Annotated in this window: 15 protein-coding genes, 1 tRNA gene and 2 riboswitches; of the genes, 8 read left to right on the forward strand and 8 right to left on the reverse strand. The window is 60.1% G+C overall.

Going from position 1 to position 18,516, the window contains the following annotated elements; genetic code table 11:
* Window positions 1–94: 94 nt before the first annotated feature.
* The 5 genes from gcvP to AC1ECK_RS04125 all read right to left on the reverse strand — a co-directional run bounded on the left by gcvP (window position 95) and on the right by AC1ECK_RS04125 (window position 6,779).
* Window positions 95–3,025 carry an aminomethyl-transferring glycine dehydrogenase gene (gcvP, locus tag AC1ECK_RS04105; protein WP_480316131.1) on the reverse strand — a complete coding sequence of 977 codons (2,931 nt, stop codon included), beginning with the start codon at window positions 3,023–3,025 and terminating at the stop codon, window positions 95–97.
* A 62-nt stretch (window positions 3,026–3,087) separates the two neighbouring features.
* Entirely contained in the window at window positions 3,088–3,468 is a 381-nt protein-coding gene (gene gcvH, locus AC1ECK_RS04110; protein ID WP_480316133.1) for a glycine cleavage system protein GcvH, read from the reverse strand.
* Window positions 3,469–3,529: 61 nt separating this feature from the next.
* On the reverse strand, window positions 3,530–4,648 hold the full coding sequence (gene gcvT, locus AC1ECK_RS04115) for a glycine cleavage system aminomethyltransferase GcvT (RefSeq protein ID WP_480316135.1): 1,119 nt from the start codon (window positions 4,646–4,648) through the stop codon (window positions 3,530–3,532).
* Between the two features lie 84 nt (window positions 4,649–4,732).
* A riboswitch (glycine riboswitch) is annotated at window positions 4,733–4,894 on the reverse strand.
* 48 nt (window positions 4,895–4,942) lie between these two features.
* Window positions 4,943–5,045: riboswitch (glycine riboswitch) on the reverse strand.
* 140 nt (window positions 5,046–5,185) lie between these two features.
* Entirely contained in the window at window positions 5,186–5,539 is a 354-nt protein-coding gene (locus AC1ECK_RS04120; protein ID WP_480316137.1) for a hypothetical protein, read from the reverse strand.
* 187 nt (window positions 5,540–5,726) lie between these two features.
* Entirely contained in the window at window positions 5,727–6,779 is a 1,053-nt protein-coding gene (locus AC1ECK_RS04125) for an oxidoreductase (protein ID WP_480316139.1), read from the reverse strand.
* 221 nt (window positions 6,780–7,000) lie between these two features.
* On the opposite strand from AC1ECK_RS04125, the gene AC1ECK_RS04130 reads away from it, so the two are divergent.
* Together AC1ECK_RS04130 and AC1ECK_RS04135 are read left to right on the forward strand one after the other, a co-directional pair.
* Window positions 7,001–9,085: a UvrD-helicase domain-containing protein gene (locus tag AC1ECK_RS04130; protein ID WP_480316141.1), complete on the forward strand. Its 2,085-nt coding sequence runs from the start codon at window positions 7,001–7,003 to the stop codon at window positions 9,083–9,085.
* 113 nt (window positions 9,086–9,198) lie between these two features.
* Window positions 9,199–9,801: a hypothetical protein gene (locus AC1ECK_RS04135; protein ID WP_480316143.1), complete on the forward strand. Its 603-nt coding sequence runs from the start codon at window positions 9,199–9,201 to the stop codon at window positions 9,799–9,801.
* Window positions 9,802–9,908: 107 nt separating this feature from the next.
* On the opposite strand, the gene AC1ECK_RS04140 is transcribed toward AC1ECK_RS04135, so the two are convergent.
* Window positions 9,909–10,817, reverse strand: coding sequence for a c-type cytochrome (locus AC1ECK_RS04140; protein WP_480316145.1), 909 nt, complete (start codon window positions 10,815–10,817; stop codon window positions 9,909–9,911).
* A gap of 300 nt (window positions 10,818–11,117) precedes the next feature.
* On the opposite strand from AC1ECK_RS04140, the gene AC1ECK_RS04145 reads away from it, so the two are divergent.
* A tRNA-Arg gene (locus AC1ECK_RS04145) sits at window positions 11,118–11,193 on the forward strand.
* A gap of 148 nt (window positions 11,194–11,341) precedes the next feature.
* On the opposite strand, the gene AC1ECK_RS04150 is transcribed toward AC1ECK_RS04145, so the two are convergent.
* Window positions 11,342–11,989 carry a hypothetical protein gene (locus tag AC1ECK_RS04150; protein ID WP_480316147.1) on the reverse strand — a complete coding sequence of 216 codons (648 nt, stop codon included), beginning with the start codon at window positions 11,987–11,989 and terminating at the stop codon, window positions 11,342–11,344.
* Window positions 11,990–12,241: 252 nt separating this feature from the next.
* Entirely contained in the window at window positions 12,242–12,592 is a 351-nt protein-coding gene (locus AC1ECK_RS04155; protein WP_480316149.1) for a hypothetical protein, read from the reverse strand.
* A 100-nt stretch (window positions 12,593–12,692) separates the two neighbouring features.
* Here AC1ECK_RS04155 and AC1ECK_RS04160 point away from each other — a divergent pair, with 100 nt between their 5' ends.
* From AC1ECK_RS04160 to AC1ECK_RS04180, 5 genes are all read left to right on the forward strand, one after another.
* Window positions 12,693–13,274 carry a hypothetical protein gene (locus AC1ECK_RS04160; protein ID WP_480316151.1) on the forward strand — a complete coding sequence of 194 codons (582 nt, stop codon included), beginning with the start codon at window positions 12,693–12,695 and terminating at the stop codon, window positions 13,272–13,274.
* Window positions 13,275–13,791: 517 nt separating this feature from the next.
* Window positions 13,792–14,793 (forward strand): PD-(D/E)XK nuclease domain-containing protein, encoded by a 1,002-nt coding sequence (locus tag AC1ECK_RS04165; protein WP_480316153.1) that lies wholly within the window; start codon window positions 13,792–13,794, stop codon window positions 14,791–14,793.
* Window positions 14,790–15,875: a hypothetical protein gene (locus AC1ECK_RS04170; protein WP_480316155.1), complete on the forward strand. Its 1,086-nt coding sequence runs from the start codon at window positions 14,790–14,792 to the stop codon at window positions 15,873–15,875. The genes AC1ECK_RS04165 and AC1ECK_RS04170 overlap by 4 nt, the downstream gene beginning before the upstream one ends.
* The gene (locus AC1ECK_RS04175) at window positions 15,872–16,552 is read left to right on the forward strand and encodes a hypothetical protein (protein WP_480316157.1); all 681 of its coding nucleotides are present in this window, start codon (window positions 15,872–15,874) and stop codon (window positions 16,550–16,552) included. Before AC1ECK_RS04170 ends, AC1ECK_RS04175 begins: the two co-directional genes overlap by 4 nt.
* A 1,418-nt stretch (window positions 16,553–17,970) precedes the next feature.
* A complete protein-coding gene (locus tag AC1ECK_RS04180) occupies window positions 17,971–18,360 on the forward strand; it encodes a RidA family protein (RefSeq protein ID WP_480316159.1) in 390 nt (129 codons plus the stop codon).
* Window positions 18,361–18,516: the final 156 nt, after the last annotated feature.

Below are 18,516 nucleotides of genomic sequence, written 5' to 3' on the forward strand. Positions count from 1 at the left end.
TCGGTGTGTGATGTTAGCCGTTCCCGGGCGCGAACGACAGGACCGCACGCCGCCGTAAGGCGGTGCGCGGTTCAAGGCAGCTACTGCGGCGGCGTTACGCGTAATCCGCGATCGGCACGCAGGAGCAGAACAGATTGCGGTCGCCATACACGTTGTCTGCACGGCCGACAGGCGGCCAATACTTCTTCGCGATCAGCGACGGCAGCGGGTATGCGGCGGTTTCGCGCGTATACGCATGCTTCCAGTCGTCGGCAATCACGACGGCCGCGGTGTGCGGCGCATGCTTGAGCGGATTGTCTTCGCGGTCCGAGCGGCCTTCTTCGACGGCGCGGATTTCCTCGCGGATCGCAATCATCGCTTCGATAAAGCGGTCGAGTTCTTCCTTCGATTCCGATTCGGTCGGCTCGACCATCAGCGTGCCCGGCACCGGGAAGCTCATCGTCGGGGCGTGGAAGCCGTAGTCGGCGAGGCGCTTGGCGACGTCGTCGACGGTGATGCCGCTGGTTTCCTTGAGCGGACGCAGATCGAGAATGCACTCGTGCGCGACCAATCCGCCGGGGCCCGAGTACAGCACCGGGTAGTGCGGCGCCAACTTGTTGGCGACGTAGTTGGCGTTGAGGATCGCGGTTTCGGTGGCAGCGGTGAGGTTCTTCGCGCCCATCATTGCGATGTACATCCACGAGATCGGCAGGATCGAAGCGGAGCCGTAAGGCGCGGCGGAGACTGCGCCGATGCCGTCAGGCGTGCGTTCATAGCCCGACGAAACCTGGTTCGGCAGGAACTTCGCGAGGTGCGCGCCGACCGCGACCGGACCGACGCCCGGGCCGCCGCCGCCGTGCGGAATGCAGAAAGTCTTGTGCAGGTTCAGGTGCGAGACGTCGCCGCCGAACTGGCCCGGCGCCGTGAGGCCGACCATCGCGTTCATGTTCGCGCCGTCCACATACACCTGGCCGCCGTGCGCGTGCACGATTTCGCAGATTTCGCGCACGTTCGCTTCGAACACGCCGTGCGTCGACGGGTACGTGATCATGATCGCGGCCAGCTTGTCCGCGTGTTGCGCGGCCTTCGCCTTCAGGTCTTCGATATCGACGTTGCCTTGCGCGTCGCAAGCCACCACGACGACCTGCATGCCGGCCATCTGTGCCGACGCCGGGTTCGTGCCGTGCGCCGAAGCGGGAATCAGGCAGACGTTGCGATGACCTTCGCCGCGCGAAGCGTGGTACGCGTGGATGATCAACAGACCCGCGTATTCGCCTTGCGAGCCGGCGTTCGGCTGCAACGAGACCGCCGCGTAGCCGGTTGCCGCCACCAGCATCTGCTCGAGCTGATCGATCATTTCGCGGTAGCCGACGGTTTGCTCAGCCGGCGCGAACGGGTGAATCTGACCGAACTCGGGCCAGGTGACCGGCAGCATCTCCGAGGTCGCGTTCAGCTTCATCGTGCAGGAGCCGAGCGGGATCATCGAGCGGTCGAGCGCCAGATCCTTGTCGGAGAGGCTGCGCAGGTAGCGCAGCATTTCCGTTTCCGAATGATGACGGTTGAACACATGGTGCGTGAGGTACGCGCTGGTGCGTTCGAGCGCCGCCGGCATCGTGCTTTCCACCGGCAGTTCGGCGTCGAGCGCGTCGATTTGCGGCGCTTCGTCGACGAACGCCGCTTGCGCGAACGCTGCCAGCAGATCGGCCAGGTCGCTGCGCTTGGTGGTTTCGTCGATCGAGATGCCCACGCGTGTGTCGCTCACGCGGCGCAGGTTGATGCGCTTCGCAGTCGCGGCGTCATGCAGCGCCTGGGTACGGGCGCCGGTTTCGAACGTGAGCGTGTCGAAGAAGGTTTCGTTGACGAGCGTGTAGCCGAGTTTTTTCGCACCGGCTGCAAGCAGCGCAGCGATGCGGTTCACGCGCTGGGCGATCGTCTTCAGGCCGTGCGGGCCGTGATAGACCGCGTACATGCTGGCCATGATCGCGAGCAACGCTTGCGCGGTACACACGTTCGAGGTCGCCTTTTCGCGGCGGATGTGCTGTTCGCGCGTTTGCAGCGCGAGACGCAGGGCGGGCTTGCCTTGGGCATCGACGGTCACGCCGACCAGACGGCCCGGCATTTGCCGCTTGAATTCGTCGCGCACGGCAAGGTACGCCGCGTGCGGGCCGCCGAAGCCGACCGGCACGCCGAAACGCTGCGTATTGCCGACGGCCACGTCCGCGCCCCATTCGCCCGGGGGAGTGAGCATGGTGAGGGCGAGCAGATCGGCGGCAACGACCACATGGCCGCCCGCTGCATGGATCGCTTCAGCGAGCGCGCGGTAGTCGCGCACATCGCCGTTCACGCCGGGGTACTGCAGCAGCACGCCGAACGCGTTGGCGTTCGCGGCCTCCGCAGCCGGACCGACCTTCACTTCGATGCCGACCGGGATGGCGCGCGTCTTCACCACTTCGATGGTTTGCGGCAGCACGTCGTCGGCGACGTAGAAGATATTCGACTTCGGCTTGCCCACGCGCTGCAGCAGCGTCATGGCTTCGGCGGCGGCGGTCGCCTCGTCGAGCAGCGACGCGTTGGAAATGGCGAGGCCGGTCAAATCGATGATCATCTGCTGGAAGTTCAGCAGCGCTTCGAGACGGCCTTGCGAGATTTCCGGCTGATACGGCGTGTAAGCCGTGTACCACGCCGGGTTTTCGAGGACGTTGCGCAGGATCACCGTCGGGGTGTGCGCGTTGTAATAGCCCTGTCCGATATACGAGCGGAACACCTGGTTCTTGTCCGCCAGTTCACGCAGCGCGGCGAGCGCTTCGGCTTCGCTCTTCGGTTGGGCGAAGGGGCCGAGCGGCAGCGTTTCGCTGCGGCGGATCGTCTGCGGAATCACGGCGTCGATCAGCGCGGCGCGCGAGGCGAAGCCGAGGGCTTCGAGCATCGCTTGCTGGTCGGCCGAATCCGGGCCGATGTGCCGTTCAGCGAAGGCGTCATGCACTTCGAGCGCGGCGAGCGAGAGAGGAGTGCGGTTCATCAGACGATCCGGGTGTTCGAGCTTCATGAGGTGTTCCTGGCGGTGCGGCCGTCCGCGTTCAGCGGACGCCGCACCTGACGGTTAAATATTTAGGCGCCGATCGACTTGCTGTACGCGTCGGCGTCGATCAGGCGGTCATGCGTTGCGTCCGCTGCCGGCTTGATCTTGAACAGCCAGCTTTCGTACGGCGTCGTGTTGACGGCGTCCGGGGTGTCGGCGACGGTCGTGTTCGCTTCGATGATTTCGCCCGAGACCGGCGCGTAGATATCGGAAGCGGCTTTCACGGATTCGATGACCGCGACGGTGTCGCCGGCGCTGACGGTCTTGCCCAGTTCCTGGACTTCGAAGAAGACGATGTCGCCGAGCGCTTCTTGCGCGTGGTCGGTGATGCCGACCGTCAGCGTGCCGTCTGCTTCGGTGCGGACCCATTCGTGCGATTCGGTGTATTTCAGATCGGCCGGGATGCTCATCGGATGCTCCTATGCGGTGTGTTCGGTATTGACTTAAAAGAGAAAGCGCACGCGACGACGCTTAAGCAGCAAGCACTTTGCCGTTGCGCACGAACGGCAGTTTTACCACGCTTGCGGGAAGGGCTTTATCACGGATTTGCACGTGGACGATATCGCCGGGTTTCACGTCCTTCGGCACACGTGCGAAGGCGATGGATTCCTGCATGGTGGGCGAGAACGTGCCGCTGGTGATTTCGCCGTCGCCGTAAGGCGTGACGACCTTCTGATGGGCGCGCAGCACGCCGCCTGCCTTGCCGTTTTCCTTTTGCAGGATCAGGCCGACGAACGCGGAGCGGCAACCGTCGGCTTCGAGCTTCGCCTTGCCGACGAAGTCGCGCGGCGAGGTCAGATCCACGGTCCAGGCGAGGCCGGCGTCGAGCGGCGAGACGTTGTCGTCCATATCCTGGCCGTACAGGTTCATGCCGGCTTCGAGGCGCAGCGTGTCGCGTGCACCGAGACCGGCCGGGCGCACGCCCTGGCGCTGCAGCGCGTCCCAGAACTCGCATACGGAAGTGGCCGGCAGCACGATTTCGAAACCGTCTTCGCCGGTATAGCCGGTGCGGGCAATCATCAATTCGCCAAACGGCGTGTTGTCGACGATTGCGGCGTTAAACGGCTTGAGTAGTTCGGTCGAGGTGCGGCTGGACGGCGCGACTTGCCAGACTTTTTCGCGCGCATTCGGACCTTGCACGGCGACGATCGACAGATCGCGGCGCGGCGCGATGGTCAGGCCGTAGCTGCCTTCGGTGTTGAGCTGGCTGAACCAGACGACGTCTTTCTCGGCGGTGCCGGCGTTGACGACGAGGCGGAAGTGCGTCTCGCTGAAGTAATAGACGATCAGATCGTCGATCACACCGCCGTTCGGGTTCAACAGGCAGGAATAGAGCGCGCGGCCCGGCGTTTGCAGCTTGCCGACATTGTTGGCAAGCGCGTGTTCGAAGAAGGCGCGCACGCGCTCGCCGGTGAAATCGACCACGCACATGTGCGACACGTCGAACATGCCGGCGTCGCTGCGCACGGCGTGGTGTTCGTCGATTTGCGAGCCGTAGTTGACGGGCATGTCCCAGCCGCCGAAATCGACCATGCGGGCTTTCAGCGCGCGATGGGTGGCGTTAAGCGGGGTGTGTTTGAGTTCGGTCATCAGGGCCTCAGGCAATTCGACGGATAGCAAAAAGGCCATGCGGTTTGATCCCTCGCGGCAAGAATGCCTGCGAGCGATGCCATGCATGACCCCTCTGTCCTCGATACCTGAGAGATTGCGCCGCCGTGCGGATTTGCAATGCTTTGCAAGCCGTCACGGTGAAACGCGCGCCCCTTCGGTGGGCAGCCTGCCTGGTTCGACGAGAGTCGAGACCGCTGGCTACTGCCGCTCTCCAGAGTGCGAAAAACCGGTGTCTGAAGAAAGCCCGGAACATGCCGGAATCAGACGGGTTTTTCGACGCGGTCGGTCCTTTTGCCTGAGAGTTTGCGGGTGTGCCCCTTCGGCGGCGCGGCCTGCTAAAAACATGGCGGCCAGCGCGCTCTCCCGACGCGTGCGGCGAATGTACGCGAGGCCCACAGGCTTGTCAATTGAAGGCTTCGCAGCGTGGCGCGGCGGCGCGCTGCGCTTGGCGCGCGCCAAAAAAAAGCGCGGGGAGTGACTCCCGCGCCTTTGCCGTGACAGCAGATTGCTGCAGGCTTACTCGCCGATTGCGTGAGCTGCGCCGTCGAGTTCCTGGTTCAGCACGCGCTGTTCGTCGCCGGACAGGCCGCCACCATGCTGAGCCGACATGTCGTGCGCTTCCTGACGGATCACGTCGAGGCGGTGATGCAGTGCGCCGCCTTGCGGGGGCGGGTAGTAGCCTTGATTGACGTGATTGTCGATGCGGCGGTTCAGGTTGTCGATGCGGCCAAAAACCTGATTCAGGCGCTCAATGGCGATTTCGTGCTGGTCAGGGTGCGGCGCCGGCGCCTGCGGAGGCGGCGAGACCACGCAAGCGGCCAGCGAGGAAGCCAGCGCCAAACCAGCCAGCGCACGGATGAAACGTTGCATACCCACTCCTTGTCTTGTCGTCATCTTTTGTGATCGATGCTCAGATCGATACCGTGTAGCAACGGCTAGCCGCTGCTACACGATGACCTGAAAACGGCAATATATTGTAACGGGGCGTTCCTTTCGGAACTGTTAGCAGCGGCTGCTGGCATGTAAGTCGTGAATTGTGCTGACTTGGGCGGCAATCTCAGCGGATTCGTTCGAACGGCAGACGACAGCCTTCCGCCTCGCTGCGCGCGGCCAGTTCGATGATCGTCATGACGTCGACAGCATCCTGCGGACTGACCGGGAAACGCTCGCCGTCGAGGATGGTGGCCGCGAGCGCGCGATAGAAGCCGACGTAGTCGCCGTCGCGGGTCGGCAGGGCACGTTCGACCTCCTGACCCGCGGCGTCGAGCACCCGCAGCAGGCCTGCTGCATTGCCGCCGGCAAAACCGGCGTCGCCGGGGCGCAGGCCGGCCTTCAACTGATCTTCCTGGGTGTCGAGTTCGCGTTTGACGTAGCTGCCGCGCGTGCCGTCGATGGCGAAGCGCGGCGGCGCCAGCGCGGTGAGGGCGCTCGCGTGCAGCACGACTTCGAGATCGGCATAGCCGAGTTGCAGATGCACATAGTCGGGCGCGCCGCCGCCGTCGCGATGGGTCTTGACCGTCGCCGATACGGTGGCCGGCGTGCCGAACAGCGTGAGCGCCTGGTCGATCAGATGCGGCCCGAGATCGAACAGCAGGCCGCCGCCGCGCGACGCTTCCTCGCGCCAGCGCGGCCGCACATCCGGACGGAAGCGGTCGAAGTGCGACTCGTAGTGGGTGATGCGGCCCAGCTCGCCGCTCGCCAGCAAGTCGCGAACGGTGAGGAAATCGCCGTCCCAGCGGCGGTTGTGAAACGGCGCAAAGGTGAGGCCGTGCGCCAGCGCCAGGTTGGCGAGCGTGAGCGCTTCGGTGGCCGTCAGCGTGACTGGCTTGTCGACCACGACGTGCTTGCCGGCTTCGAGCGTGCGTTTGGCGAGTTCGAAATGGGTGTCGTTCGGCGTGGCGATCACCACGCATTGGATATCGTCGAGCGCGAGCAGTGCGTCGAGGTCCGACACGACGGCGGCGCGCGGATAGTCGGCGCGGGCCTGCTCGGCCTTGCTGGTCGCAATCGCGGCGACGGTGGCCCGGCCGCAGTGTTCGATGACCGGCGCGTGGAAGGTCGCGCCGGCGAAACCGTAACCCATCAATCCTGTTTTGAGCGGTGCAGACATGTGAGTTTCCTGCAAGAAGGCGCGCCGCTTTGCCACCGCGGCGGCGGCGCGTGGCCTGTCATTGTGGCATGCCTCGCGCGGGAGGACTTGGGCGAGGGCGTGTCACGGGGTTCGTCAGGTGTTCGTGTTAACATCGCTGCTCTCGCGCGAGACGGATTGGCCGGCAGGTCCATCGCAGCACCGCACCGCGCCCTCAACCGCTACACCCCCGCCCACACACGATGTCTGCAGGCCTGAATCCCGCTCAAAACGAAGCGGTGCGCTATCTCGATGGTCCTTGTCTTGTGCTCGCCGGCGCAGGAAGCGGCAAGACGCGCGTGATTACGCAGAAGATTGCGCACCTGATCGAAGTCAAAGGTTTCGAGCCGCGCCATATTGCGGCCGTCACCTTCACGAACAAGGCCGCTGCGGAAATGCGCGAGCGCGTCGGCAAACTGCTCGAAGGCAAGACGCTGACGACGCCCGGCAAGGAAGGCCGCAAGGTGCCCGTCAATCAGTTGACGGTGTGCACGTTCCACTCGCTCGGCGTGCAGATTCTGCGCCAGGAAGCGGAGCACGTCGGCCTGAAGCCGCAATTCTCGATCATGGATTCGGACGACTGCTTCGGCATGATCCAGGAGCAGGTCGGCTCCACCGATAAGGGCTTCATCCGCAAGATCCAGTCGATCATCTCGCTGTGGAAGAACGGCCTGATCATGCCGGAAGAGGCGATGGCGATCGCGGCGAACGAGGACGAGCATCAGGCGGCGATTGTCTACCGCAACTACGTCGCCACGCTGCACGCGTATCAGGCGGTGGACTTCGACGATCTGATCCGCCTGCCCGCCGAACTCTTCGCCAGGAACGAACAGGTGCGCGAGCGCTGGCAGAACAAGCTGCGCTATCTGCTGATCGACGAGTACCAGGACACGAATGCGTGCCAGTACGAGCTGCTGAAGCAACTGGCTGGCCCGCGCGCCGCGTTCACGGCGGTGGGCGACGATGACCAGGCCATCTACGGCTGGCGCGGCGCGACGCTGGAAAACCTCGCGCAGCTCGGCAAGGACTTTCCGAAACTGCATCTGGTGAAGCTGGAGCAGAACTACCGGTCGACGGTACGGATTCTGACCGCTGCCAACAACGTGATCGCCAACAATCCGAAGCTGTTCGAGAAGAAGCTGTGGTCCGAACACGGCATGGGCGACACGATTACCGTGACAGGCTGCAACGACGAAGAGCACGAAGCCGAATCCGTGGTGTTCCGGTTGTCGGCGCACAAGTTCGAGCGGCGCGCGCAGTTTCGCGACTACGCGATCCTGTATCGCGGCAATTTCCAGGCGCGCATCTTCGAACAGGTGCTGCGGCGCGAGCGGATTCCCTATGTGCTGTCGGGCGGGCAATCGTTCTTCGACAAGGCGGAGATCAAGGATATCTGCGCGTATCTGCGCCTGATCGCCAATGCCGACGACGATCCCGCGTTCATCCGCGCCATCACCACGCCACGGCGCGGCGTGGGCAATACGACGCTGGAAGCGCTTGGGTCGTTTGCGGGTCAGGCGAAAGTGTCGCTGTTCGAGGCGGTGTATATGGGCGGCATCGAGGCGCGCTTGTCGGCGCGCCAGGTCGAGCCGCTGCGGACCTTCTGCGATTTCATGCAGCGCCTCACCGACCGCGCGGAAAAAGATCCCGCCAGCGAGGTGCTCAACGACCTGATGGACGCGATCCACTACGAAGCCTACCTGTACGACGCGTTCGACGAGCGCCAGGCGCAGTCGAAATGGCAGAACGTGCTCGAGTTTATCGAGTGGTTGAAACGCAAGGGCACCAAGCCCGAGCCCGAGGCGGGCAGCGAAGCCACCGGCTACGACAATGCGGACGGCCTCGCCGACACCGGCAAGAACCTGCTGGGGCTGATCCAGACGGTCGCGCTGATGTCGATGCTCGAAGGCAAAGAGGAAGATCCGGACGCGGTGCGGCTCTCCACCGTGCACGCGTCGAAGGGACTCGAGTATCCGCACGTGTTTCTGGTGGGCGTCGAGGAAGGCATCATGCCGCACCGAGGCGGCTCGGACGATGCGCCGATCGACGATGCCCGCATCGAGGAAGAACGCCGCCTGATGTACGTGGCGATTACGCGGGCGCAGCGCAGCTTGCATCTGAACTGGTGCAAGAAGCGCAAGCGGGCGCGGGAGACGGTGGTGTGCGAACCGTCGCGCTTCATTCCCGAAATGGGGCTGGACGAGGCGCCGCCGCCGACGGCTGAGGAAGCGCCGATGTCGCCGAAGGACCGGCTGGCGAGTTTGAAGGCGTTGCTGCAGAAGCCTTGAGCAGGATGGCGGCGGGGTTCTTCGGCAAGACCCCGCTTGCGGCAGGTCCATCGGCGCTGCCGGAGCGGCGGCACGCTACAGTGGCGCGGCCCGCTCAACGGAGATCCGCCCGCATGACCAGTTTGCCGCTCGCGCGCTACCGCAGCGCGCTCGAAACCTATATTGACGCGAAGGACAACACGCGTGCCGAGCGCATCGCCGAAGTGTTCGCGTCCGACGCCGTTCTCACCTTTTCTCTCGCAACCTCGAATATCGCGTTCCCGGCCCGCACGGTCGGGACGGCGGCGATCGCGAGGACGCTGGTCAGCGATTTCGGAGCGCAGTATGCGCAGTGCCGTACCTACTATGTGTGCGATTCGCTGGCGGTGGTGAACGACGTGATCGAAGCGTTGCCGTGGCTCGTGGTGATGCGCGAGCCGGCGACGCAGGCGTTGCGCGTCGGGCATGGGGTGTACCGGTGGACGTTCGGTTCGGATGCGACGGCGGATGCCGGGCGCGTGAGCGCTTTTCATATCCACATCGAGCGGATGGATGTGGTGCCCGATCCTGAAGGCGACTTGCTGGCGGCGTTGCAGGAAGGGTTGAGTTATCCGTGGCTGGCGCCCGCCGCGCTGCGTGAGCATCTTGAGGCGCTGGCCGGGTCGATCCCGGCGCTGGCTTTTGTCCGTGCCTTCGCTGTGCCCGCCATGCCCGTTGCGCCACGGAGCAACGCCTGAACGTAAAAAATCCCTGCCCGTGTTGTTGTCACGTTGCAGGGATTTCTTTTTAGTCTGCAAGTCTTGCTGGCTGGTGTCGAAGCTAAAGCCGCCGCGCCACCCGCCGCTTATTTTGCCGCGCTGATCATGTAGTCAACAGCTGCCTTCACGTCGGCATCGGATGCGTTCGACCCGCCTTTAGGCGGCATCGCGCCCTTGCCATGCAGGGCGTAGTTGTAAATCGTGTCCATTGGGTCCTTGAGACGCGGCGCCCACGCATCCTTGTCGCCGAACTTCGGCGCATTCAGGACCCCGGCGGCGTGACACGCCTGGCAGACCGTCTGGTAAAGCACCTTGCCGGCCTGCGAAGCGTCCGCGCTCTCGGTCGCGCCGCTGGGCGCGGCTGCCGGTGCGCTGGCAATCGCGGCCAGCGCCGCCGCTGCCTGGGACGCCGCTGTGCCTGCGTCGGCAGTGGCGCCGGACGCGGGGGCCGCCGCCGCGGTCGCGCCTGACGCCGCTTGCGCCGCGGTGGGCACCGGCGGTTCGGCAAAGCTGGCGCCCGAATTGTTCGCCATATAGACGACGGCGCGGGCAATTTCGTAGTCGCTATAGTCGTCCGGGCTGGTGCCGCCGCGTGCCGGCATCGCACCCTTGCCGGTCAAGGCGGTGTGCCAGAGCGTGTCGAAGCCTTGCGCGATGCGTGGCGCCCAGTCGGCGGAGTTGGTGAATTTCGGGGCGCCTGCTGAGCCGGTGGCGTGACAGGCCGAGCAGACGGCCTTGTAGACTTCCTCGCCGGTCTTGTAGGCGCGCGGCGCGTTGGCGTCGCGAATGTCGACCTGGGCGAGCGGCGCGATGCGGGCGCTGACCTCGGCGTCCGAGAGACTGTCGGTACCGGCACCGGTGCGGATCCAGTTGTCCGCGTAGACCGCGAGCAGGACGATGATGACGATCGGAACAGCAAAACCAGCGATGATCGCGGCAACGAGCTGCGCGGGGGTTTTGATCGGGGCTTCGTGATTATTTGGTGCTTCGCTCATGCTTGTCTCGTCTCCCGTGGGTATTGTGAGCGGTACAGCGTGACGGCAACGACCTTTTCTTTTTTCTTTATCAGCCACGGACGATTATAGACGGAAGGTTTCGGCGGCGGCGAGCCGGCGCTGGGGGTCTTCAGCGGGCGTTTACCCGTATCGGTGGTGTTGGATGGCGGTGCGGCGTGGAGGCTGGCGGGGCCTCTCCAGGGCGGTCGGTGGACGGGTCGCCGGAAACCGGGTATTCTCTCGGTCTCGCTTTAGCGCTGCTTTCGTGGCGCTTTCGTGTTTTTCGTTTCTCATGTCGATGCGCCCGTAGCTCAATGGATAGAGTACTGCCCTCCGAAGGCAGGGGTTGCTGGTTCGATCCCAGCCGGGCGCGCCAATTTGTCGTTTGGAATCATGGGCTTGCGTCCTTCAAGTCTGCGCTATCCGGTACAAATTCTATCCCTTTCTACCCGCTTAGTGTCCGACAGCAGTCCGACGATTTCCGCTAGGTTGCGCCCTATCGGAATTGACTAGGCCCACTCAGTTTACCAGCGGTGACCACTGCCTACATGGAGCCATGATGTGATGCGCTCGGTCTGTAGCGACTTCTTCCACTCGCCCGTACGAATTCTGCGCTCGGCTTCTAGTGTTACCTTCCGGAAAACTTCACTAGGATTTGTAATCGGAATTTCCGCCTCGTGCCCGCACCCATTGCACTGACAGACCATTTGCAAAGGCCCTCTAAATGCGAAGTTCTGCAGTTCATAGTCGCATTCGGCGCAGAACATTTTTAGATTACCTACGTGACCATTCGGCAATACAACCCAACGCCAACGAATTCCGTAAATCACATCGGTCAGATAGTCCCTCTGAGGCAGCAGTGGCGAACGTGGATTTGCCGTTCCGACGCGCGTCGGAAGATCGCCTATCAGTTGCTCAGTTCGTCTTAAGTAGGAACGCATTCCCCAAGCGCCGATAATCAGTGCGGCAAGGGTAATGAAAGAGAACAGCAAAACGGTCATGTGTGTGTCTGTCATCGCGAGATCACGCACGGCCGCTGCGATCCTTTGCGGGGTGGATACGGTTAAATATCCCTCGACGCGAACCCACATAACTCCGCTGAAGGTCGCAATAACCCCTGCGATTAGTTTGCTCCATACCGGGTCTTTCCACACCCGCTTGACCGCTTCCATACGGTGACGCTCCTTTAAGCGCGCTTCGATATCAGTAATGTGCCAGCAATCGCCGCTTTTTTGGCTAAGTAGTTGAGGCTGTCCAGGGCGTTGAGTGATAGTAGAAGGGGGAGCCCAAGGGCGGCGCCGCGCAAGCGCTCTCAGGCCGTTTTAACGAAGCCGCGCCCGTCAAGCGCCCTTCACGCGTCCCGTTAGGTATGACGCCGATGCACGGCACGGCTGTAACTGCCCGGTCAAGGCAGTTGTCATTAGTTAGCCGTTTCGCGCTGGTTTCGTGGCAGCATAGTCAAGCGCATTTCGGAGTGCGCCAGTTGTCGGAGTGTCATCGATCCTCGCCCACGATTCGGGGTCTGCTCGCTCTTCGGGTGGTGCAAGCGCCTTGACAACCGCCGTAGACGCCGCAAAGTAATAGTCCGACAGCACATATCCGATCGCCGCAGCTATGAGATCAGCTTCCCAACGATCCGGGTCGCGATGTTCGCCAGCTACTTGATCGAGAACCGCTCTGATAAGGTTTTCGACAATTTCCTTCTTTCCGTAGTTTGGCTCGGCCCGAAATTCTTCCTCACTCGGAAGCGCATCCAAAATTTCGTCTCGATTCATGTCGTCTCCTAGTGGGCGTAATCAAGCTGGAGGGGAGCACTTCAGCATAGCACCGCCGTTCGATTACACTCAGCCGTGGCCCATTCGAACGAGGATAAACATGGCTGAGCTCAATGCCGCGCTGATCGCGATTGCTGGCGTGTTGGCGGGCGGATACGTCAATAACTTTCTGGCCGAAGATTACAAGCGCTTTCGCGATGGCCGTGCGCTGGCGGGTGCGCTCGCAGGCGAACTCCAATCGCATAGTGAGGCGATACCTTGGATTAAGACAGGCTTGGAGAACATGGAGAAGGGTCTGCGTGATGGGCAAAAGCTCACCTTGCCAGAGTGGCCTGCTCCGCCAAGCCCGCTGTTCGATGAGAACGCGGGAAAGATCGGCCTGTTAGGCCCGGCCATGTCCGGGGATGTGGCCTATGTCTATGAGAATCTTCGCGCGTTCCGACAAAGTTTCCATCAACTATCGAAGAATCACGAGACGATGCCGGTCTTGTGGAGCCAAGCCAGCATCATAGGCTGTTTGGCGGCAATAACGCGGGCGGAAGCCAGAGGCGCGCAGTTAGTCGTGAACCTGAGGAATCATGCCGAATCGAGATATTGGAATCTCCCCGAAACGAGAATGCAACTGAAATGGGCCGGTGTGGGACTAGCCGCGTTTCTGATCGTGTTGAAGCTATTCGCGTGATTGAAGTCCAGCCCGCGCCCCGCGATGGCTTCGTATCTTGCCGCGTGGGGCGTGGACTGCCCAAGCTAGGCGGTCGTGGGTTCGGCTATGGGTGGTGTGTCGCTGTATGTGATGAAAGACCTGCTTGGGCACTCGTTTATTATTGTGACGGAGAGATACACGCATCTTGCACTGCATGTTGGCCGGTCGGTTGTACAGCTACTGTTGCCGATGATTTAAAGATGTCGGACATTTTGACGATTTGGCTGGGTTTGTATTATGCGTCCCCGGCCCTTATCGTTTTCCCGGGTGAGCTGGCAACCGAATTCAAGCAGAGCACACTCCGTGTCGTTAACGTGACTAATGACTGATTGCCTGATGGCACTACAATCGCTGTTCGGAAAAACAATGCAGCAGGGATAACACTTATAACGCCAGGAGCTTTGATGGGTGCGGGCGGGTCCAATAATAATTGGAAGCGCTGTGAGAGGTACCCTCTTTCGTCCGGGCAACTGGTAACGCCACTTCAGAGGGGCAGATGGCAGAAACCGTAAATATTGGCGAGATTGCGAATCGTCTTTCCGAAGATATTTTTTCGTTCTTTCGCTGGAACGTTCATCCAAGACGTGATCAAAATTTCCCATGCCACAACAAGGGGCATACCTCAAAAGGCAAAAAACCAACGCCGAAACTGACTCATCCGGCAGATGTGATCTTCTTTTACGATGATCCATATCTAGATCGACGCGTCTATTTGCTAACCGATCTAAAGAGTTACGCTAAAACGTCAATTGGAACGGTGAAGATACGAGCAGCAATCGAGTCGCTCGCGATGACTGTGGAATGTGCTCAAGGCTCGAACGCGTGGCGACAGGCCTACTCCATCCCCGATGATGAGCAATTTGATATTCGTGGTTTGTTATTCGTACACAATCACGACGGCAAACATGTTGACGAATTCCAAAAGGCCATCGCGAAGACGGACCTATCGACTGTTCCTATTGCTCCTAATGTATATGTTCACTTTTTAGGCCCCACTGACATCAATCGTCTCTATACGATTACCAATGATATCGTTCGATTGAAATATCAAAAGTTGGTGCCAGAGAAATATTCTTTCTATTATCCTGACCTTGTTATGTCACGTCGACGTGGTGAAGTGTCAGGACAAGCTGCCACCATCGAAGCACTTACGGCGCCGTACTTTATTCTTACCTTCGAGGCATATGACGGAAACCCGCAAGGTTTCGTGGTGTATTACAACCGCCCCGGGGCTTCCGCGCCAGAATTCGAGTACTTTTTGGATAGTCTTTCGCGGTATCAACTCCTCGATGAGAATAAAGAGATTCGAATCAGGATGGTCGACGAAAATCCGAATGCGGACTACCTTAGCAATTTCTCGGCCGCGAAAGAGCGATATGTGAAGTCGTGGGGCCTCGACCCGGCACGTAGGGAGATTCTCAATAACATTCTCTTGGAGCGTGTCGTCGCAGTCACGACTTCATACAGTGTGTCGGAAATCGGTTGGAGAGAATCATGAATAATGGTCCGTCGCTTTACTACGCGTCCGATAAGAATGTTTTTGATGCTTTGAATCAGTCCAAGGTGGATCAAGATACTATTCAGGCAATGTTCCGACGCCGGAATATAGTTTGTTCAAAGCAGACAGGCCGCCAAGAATTGGCAATGTTCTTCAGCAGGCTGACCCACGATTCCATTGATCATCAGGATTTGTCGCGTCGGCTCGGTATTAATAAACGCCAAGAGCGAGTAACCGCGCTTGATCTGAAAGGGGAAATTTCGAATGATTCGATTGCCCGCGCTGTCGAAGTTGTGCGCCAAAAGGTATTGAGTAACGGCGATACGCTGCAAGTCGTGAACACTGGTTCATCAATTGTGTTGAATTTCCGATATACAGAGGTCGATTTTCGTCGCTCGGAATTCAGTCAAGTACAGCATAAAGAGGGATACATCGAGCTCATACGTGAGAAGGATGAAATCGTTATCCGAAGCACTCAATCTGGTCATGTCGAAATCGTTCGAGATCAATTGGTTCGGGCCATGGAAGATGACGCACTGGTGAAGTTTGAACGATCAGAGATAACTCTTTTTCATCAAAAGAGTCATACCGTTCGAAGCAAGTTTTTTTATGATCTCATGACGGGCTTGGCCGACTATATTCACCGAGATGTCACAGATGTTTTTGTTTACAAAGCAAAGCCTGACAATTCGGAAGAAGACGATACGGTCATCGATGAGGGTGGAGAAAGCCACATAGAAAAAGTGCTTCTTCGCGGGAATGGGGTATCGCGGTCTGATCTGCTTCGCGAACTTACACAAGAGAAATCCTACTACATCGTAAGAGCAAGGTGGATCGCAACTGAGCGTCTCGGCCTAGGATTTGGGTTTGACATCGAAGCTACTTTTGCGAACCCGACCGACTGCACGGGTTTCTCCTATATTCTTCACGGCGTTCATGAGCTCGACGATAACGGTCGGCTGCTGAGGCAGCGTCGAGGCCCGACGACCGTCGAAATCGACGCCGTGGCACGTGCAATTGAGGTTCGAGCACGAGAGCAAATACGCGTCCTCAACTCCTCGCTTCAGGAGGACAAACCGTGACACGTTTAAAGTGGTATCGGATTCGGGTGGCGGGCGCTCCTGGGGCATTTTTACGTCGTATAAAGGCCGCCAAATTTTCGATCGACGCAAATTCAGGTTTTTTGCCCGCTTTTGAAGGCGGAGCGGGAGCGAACAATCTGCGCTTTCTGTGGCGCTCCTCCATTGTCGCAATCAGCTTCGACGAAGCGGGTAATCGGACGAGTCAAACTTTCAGGAGCGTCGAACAAATTACGCTCAATTTGTACCCGAGTAGCGACTTCTTGTGGATGCGAATTACTGATCCACCTAGAGGAACTCGCGAACTATTTAACGCGCTAGAGCGCATTGGAGGGATGGGCATGTCCATCGAGCCAGAGGTGTTCACGCCGAAACAGCAAGCGCAGATGCTGAAGCGCTGTGATGACTTCCGGCTTGTGGGCCTTCGTGGTGTAGGCACGTCGACTGAGCATCGCGTAGTAGCGCGTATTGAACTCGCCTCCAAGGAGGGTATAGAGCCAGAGCGATTGCTATTTCTCGATCAATTGCAATTTGCGGCCGATCACTCGTCCTATGAAATTGTGGAACAAGGCTTGAAGGGGCAGGTGACGTTTACAGCGACTGGAGCAGTGCGGATTACCGGTGGAATCCTACCGTTTATCCTCAGCCAGCTTGAGGCTCAGTTAGGTATTGGCGAATAACCGCAACGAGTCGTCGCGCAAATAAGCGGCCGCGTGCGGCAAGAAGCTGGTGATTTCGTTTGCCTGATTGTGGGGCGTTGTAATGCTGGTCAAGGTGCACGCAACTCTATAACTGCAAGCGGCTTCGTCCGTCAGATGTCCCACGGTGGCTTCGAGCGTTGCCGCGCGGGACGTGGGCTGCCCTGATTAGGCAGGGGGAGTTCGATCTCATCCGGCTGCGCCAATTCTGGCACATGTCCAACACGACTTGCCCCTGTTTTTCTCGTTCTTGAATTGCGACTACCTGCTGCCCTTCTCCAAACAAGGCACACGCAGTCGCAGCTAACAGAACCAAAACCCCCGCCAACCGCCCCTCACCACCCCCTCCGCCTCCTCCCGAATCCGCCCCAACATCCGCCTCCGAATAAGCCCACTAACCGGCCGAATGACATACCAATAAGGAGCAAATCTCCGCCGCACCTCATCAGTCGGACAAAGCACCCGCGTCTCAGTACTCAACACCGCCGCCCCCGCTACCCCAGCTTCGACCGTGAAGCCCATCACAAGCCGACAAACATCCACCCGATCATTCGCCACAAACTCCTCCGCAGACCGAACCTCAACCAACCCATAATCCGTCTGCCAAAACGCCCCGGTCAGCCCAAACGCAACCCCACGATCCCCATCACGCCCAAGAAACGTGAAATCGTCGAGATCAAACGGCCGCGGGCGCGGCGTATTCATCAGTCGAGAGGGCAATTCCCGCAATTCTTCTCCTTGACGGACGTTTCTTGACTAACAGCGGCCTTGCGGGACGAGGATAGCAACTACAGCAGCCGCCAGTCATTTGCGGAGAAGAGGCGGACGATGTCGTCAGCGGGTAGCATGCCGAGGCCACCGTAAAATCCAAGTGGAGTATCCGGGGGCCGGGTAGGGGAGAGTGGGCCGCGCCACGGCGACCACCGTGTGGTCCTCTCGCCGCATTCGGGTTCCGCTTGGCTGAGTGGTTTTTGTGCACCTAGCCGCTGGATGCGATGCTCGCGGCCTTGAGGCATGTCTTTTCGTTGAATTACTTTCGCGCAAAAATGATATGTATTGATGCACGTCGGCGCACTTCGATGCGAGCTGAGGTCAGCGCGCGCAACTGAGAGTCGCGATTTTGTCGGCATAGATTTGTTTGGCTCATCGGGTCGCGTCAGTTCCCCGATAGTGACGTTCGACCGTGTCGCCTTGCAGGATACAGCCTATGCGGCTTCGGTATCTTCCCCCATACATGAGCTCGTTGCGGGACGGGATACGATTCGGTGATGAATTGCTCAATTTTCAATTTACGGCTCCTTGACCGTTGGTATGCACAATGCAGTTGCCGTCCCATCCATTCGCGCGGTGCTGCTGCGGCGCAGCTTGATTTTCTTTGACGCTATAAAGGAGGCGTTTCCATGAACCCGTTGTTCCACATGATTGCCGGTGCGCCTGATCCAGTTGCGCCTTTCAGTCACGCCGTTGAATCCGAAGGCTGGGTGTTCGTCACCGGACAGATGCCGTTTAGCGGGTCTTCAATCGACAGCCCGTACCCTGAAGGCGTCGAGGCGCAGACGCACGCCGTGATGGCCAACCTGAAGACGGTGCTGGCGGGGTGTGGCCTCGATCTGTCGCATGTATTGTGTGCGCGCGTGTTCCTCACGCATTTCAATGAGGATTACGATCGAATGAACGCGGTTTACAGCACCTACTTCCAGGCTGGACGATTTCCCGCTCGGACCTGCATTGGTGTCACCGGTCTGGCGAAAAACGCCCGCGTCGAGATCGATTTCATCGCGCGGCGGTAGATCCCGGCCGGCATGGGCCGGGTAGTCTGGACGGTGCCCTTGCCGCGGCGAAGGCAGCATCCGTCGTCCGCCCGGCCCGAACACCACGTTTTCGTTGCTGAAGACGCCTGCTAGCCCGGCCTGGATCAATGTCCGCTGGGCGACTCGCCTCGAGAA

This window comes from Paraburkholderia sp. SSBN10T, assembly GCF_056619545.1.

What these genes read in the sequence shown, in the direction of transcription:
- AC1ECK_RS04140 (WP_480316145.1), bottom strand. Translation starts at nt 10,817, where the DNA reads ATGAGCGAAGCACCAAATAATCACGAAGCCCCGATCAAAACCCCCGCG.
- AC1ECK_RS04170 (WP_480316155.1), top strand. Translation starts at nt 14,790, where the DNA reads ATGAATAATGGTCCGTCGCTTTACTACGCGTCCGATAAGAATGTTTTT.
- AC1ECK_RS04160 (WP_480316151.1), top strand. Translation starts at nt 12,693, where the DNA reads ATGGCTGAGCTCAATGCCGCGCTGATCGCGATTGCTGGCGTGTTGGCG.
- gcvT (WP_480316135.1), bottom strand. Translation starts at nt 4,648, where the DNA reads ATGACCGAACTCAAACACACCCCGCTTAACGCCACCCATCGCGCGCTG.
- AC1ECK_RS04130 (WP_480316141.1), top strand. Translation starts at nt 7,001, where the DNA reads ATGTCTGCAGGCCTGAATCCCGCTCAAAACGAAGCGGTGCGCTATCTC.
- AC1ECK_RS04165 (WP_480316153.1), top strand. Translation starts at nt 13,792, where the DNA reads ATGGCAGAAACCGTAAATATTGGCGAGATTGCGAATCGTCTTTCCGAA.
- AC1ECK_RS04155 (WP_480316149.1), bottom strand. Translation starts at nt 12,592, where the DNA reads ATGAATCGAGACGAAATTTTGGATGCGCTTCCGAGTGAGGAAGAATTT.
- AC1ECK_RS04150 (WP_480316147.1), bottom strand. Translation starts at nt 11,989, where the DNA reads ATGGAAGCGGTCAAGCGGGTGTGGAAAGACCCGGTATGGAGCAAACTA.
- AC1ECK_RS04125 (WP_480316139.1), bottom strand. Translation starts at nt 6,779, where the DNA reads ATGTCTGCACCGCTCAAAACAGGATTGATGGGTTACGGTTTCGCCGGC.
- gcvH (WP_480316133.1), bottom strand. Translation starts at nt 3,468, where the DNA reads ATGAGCATCCCGGCCGATCTGAAATACACCGAATCGCACGAATGGGTC.
- gcvP (WP_480316131.1), bottom strand. Translation starts at nt 3,025, where the DNA reads ATGAAGCTCGAACACCCGGATCGTCTGATGAACCGCACTCCTCTCTCG.
- AC1ECK_RS04180 (WP_480316159.1), top strand. Translation starts at nt 17,971, where the DNA reads ATGAACCCGTTGTTCCACATGATTGCCGGTGCGCCTGATCCAGTTGCG.
- AC1ECK_RS04120 (WP_480316137.1), bottom strand. Translation starts at nt 5,539, where the DNA reads ATGCAACGTTTCATCCGTGCGCTGGCTGGTTTGGCGCTGGCTTCCTCG.
- AC1ECK_RS04135 (WP_480316143.1), top strand. Translation starts at nt 9,199, where the DNA reads ATGACCAGTTTGCCGCTCGCGCGCTACCGCAGCGCGCTCGAAACCTAT.